The following is a 2,183-nucleotide window of genomic DNA, read 5'->3' as shown; positions in this document are numbered from 1 at the left end:
GCGGAGTGGTGACGCAGCGGATTGCAAATCTGCGTACGAACTTCACGTAACACACTGAAATTCAACAGACTATTACCCCTTTCCCGATTGCCTAATTTGCCCGAAAAACAGGGTCAAATCACCCTGTTTTGCCTAACATTTTTCCCCTCATTTTTCATCCAATATCCGGGCAATAAGCCCCTTATCGCGACCAGCGTTCCTCGGCTTGCCCACACCCCCAATCCATGCGATTCTTCATCACTGGCACTGCCACGGGGTCAGGCTATACGCCGACCGCCTCAGAGGACCTTTCGGGGTCCTCTTTGTGTTTGTGGGGTGGGTTGCAAGGAGAGCACGAAAATGAAAAAGGCCCCACTAGGGGGGCTTTTCCTGACACTGAATACGGCTTTTCGTCGCCACATAAAGCGGCCCTTGCGGGACTTAAATCCCGGATATCTCCGGAGCCAAGTGGAAGGTGAGCCTATTCACGGCGCAGGTCAACATCGCATACCTAGAGAAAATTTAATGGGGTTACGGCTTCGTCTGCTCTTTTGAGCGTTTGGCTTTCCGCTCGTCACGGCGCAATTTTTCCTCGATAGCGTCACGGATGTATTCCGCCCGCTTTCGCGTTCCCACTAGAGCGTCAATGCGCTCCCCGACACCTTCCCCCAGCCGAACCAGAGTAGGTTTCACATTTAACGGTGGTCGTCCCATACACCCTCAATAAACGATATCTTTATTCGCGTCAAATCGTCCAAATAAATGATATCTTTTATTTGACAAAAAAGATACCGTTTAATAAACTGTTGATACTGGTTATTTGATCCGCACAACCCCATTTCAGGAGGTATCTGCAACATGATCGAATGGAAAGATGTCACCTCATACCGACTTGGTGAGCGCGGAACGAGAGCCCCGGACGCTTGGGCCTGCAATGTCGGCGGTTTGAGAATCTCGGTCGTCAAGGGTCACGTCTACAATCCGGGCCGCTGGAGCCTGAGATGTGATCCTTGGTTTGATGTTACGGACTTGGATCTGAGTTCCGATGCGACTGGCGAAGAAGCGAAAAAGGCGAGCTTGGAAAGGGTGCGCTGCCAGCTTCAGAACTCCATCGACCCTATCAGTGAAGCGTTAAAATAATTGAGGCCCGGCAGATGACTTTTCATGAGTATGATGGCGAAGGATGGCACAAGCACGAGACGCTTGAAACGGCATTGACAGGTTGTAAAAAGTCTCTGGAAGCGGCCAAAAAATGCGCGCAACTCGACTATAATAAAGAGTGGCCGGATTGGGTCGAGCAGATCAGCGTGTATGAAGCTCCGAACGACTGCGAGTACCCAGACGAAGACGGCAAGCAAGTCGCTCGAATGCACATGATCAACAAGCAGGAAGCCGAGCCGGGAACCAGCTGCGATTTCTACTGCGAATTTGAGCTTGTAACCATCACCGACAAACAGTGATCGGAAAGGCCCGGACGATGATTGAACAAGTTTTCTACGCTGAAGATGCAGATGGCTTCCTGCGCCGCTGGACGCCATCCCGCGACATGCTCAACGGCAACGAAATGGCAGCCGTCATACGCGGAAACGTCAATCAAGTGAGCGCGGCATCTGCCATCGAGAACTTGGCATTTCGGCTTGTGAAGAAATATGGCGAGGACGAAAACGCCGAGCACATCCAGGCCGCAAACAAGCTTGCCAAACAGCTCAGAGCTACACTTCCCGAGAACAAGAAATAGAGGCCCGACAATGGATGTGAAGCACGACCTAGATAGGCTGAATGAGGGGCGAAAGACATGAAGCATGTGAAGGATTTTCTAGTCTACTTTATCCGCACGACCGCCCCGCTGCTCCTGTGTCTCTTCGGCGGACTCTTCCTTGTTGCGGCTGTTCTGTATGACTTGCCTTTGTTCGGCAGCATCGCAGCGGTCCTGCTGTGGGCCTATGCCATTGATATGAGCAGCAGCGTTGCCCGGTCTCAGGGCTACAACGAAGGCGCAATCAAGGCGCTCGAGGCCGTTGCGTCTTGCGACAAGATGGTGATCAACGTGAACCACAAAAACCAGTCTGATACATGAGGTCCGCGAGCACGCTCACCTCCCCTTCACCTTCCTGAGCGCCTCCAGAAATTCCAGCCTTTCATTGACCCTTCTGGCATGCTGTTTCAAACGATCATAGGAAAAGGCAAACGCCTGATCGTTGAAA

4 protein-coding genes are annotated in these 2,183 nt (G+C 52.0%); all 4 read left to right on the top strand.

All coding sequences use genetic code 11. The features are described 5' to 3' along the window. The first annotated feature begins 837 nt into the window (after positions 1-837). The 4 genes from E1297_RS02585 to E1297_RS02570 are packed head-to-tail and all read left to right on the top strand — an operon-like array spanning position 838 to position 2,056. Complete coding sequence (locus tag E1297_RS02585) at positions 838-1,119, top strand: hypothetical protein (RefSeq protein ID WP_155133522.1); 282 nt, start codon at positions 838-840, stop codon at positions 1,117-1,119. A 14-nt stretch (positions 1,120-1,133) separates the two neighbouring features. Then, positions 1,134-1,439 carry a hypothetical protein gene (locus tag E1297_RS02580; protein ID WP_155133518.1) on the top strand — a complete coding sequence of 102 codons (306 nt, stop codon included), beginning with the start codon at positions 1,134-1,136 and terminating at the stop codon, positions 1,437-1,439. 17 nt (positions 1,440-1,456) lie between these two features. Further along, complete coding sequence (locus E1297_RS02575; protein WP_155133515.1) at positions 1,457-1,717, top strand: hypothetical protein; 261 nt, start codon at positions 1,457-1,459, stop codon at positions 1,715-1,717. 57 nt (positions 1,718-1,774) lie between these two features. Beyond that, positions 1,775-2,056, top strand: coding sequence for a hypothetical protein (locus E1297_RS02570; protein ID WP_155133512.1), 282 nt, complete (start codon positions 1,775-1,777; stop codon positions 2,054-2,056). Positions 2,057-2,183 lie beyond the last annotated feature (127 nt).

Source organism: Roseibium sp. RKSG952 (genome assembly GCF_009711355.1).
This window is presented reverse-complemented; position numbering and strand designations above follow the sequence as displayed.

Excerpts from the sequence above, each read along its gene's own strand:
- E1297_RS02585 (WP_155133522.1), top strand. The coding sequence starts at position 838 with ATGATCGAATGGAAAGATGTCACCTCATACCGACTTGGTGAGCGCGGA.
- E1297_RS02580 (WP_155133518.1), top strand. The coding sequence starts at position 1,134 with ATGACTTTTCATGAGTATGATGGCGAAGGATGGCACAAGCACGAGACG.
- E1297_RS02575 (WP_155133515.1), top strand. The coding sequence starts at position 1,457 with ATGATTGAACAAGTTTTCTACGCTGAAGATGCAGATGGCTTCCTGCGC.
- E1297_RS02570 (WP_155133512.1), top strand. The coding sequence starts at position 1,775 with ATGAAGCATGTGAAGGATTTTCTAGTCTACTTTATCCGCACGACCGCC.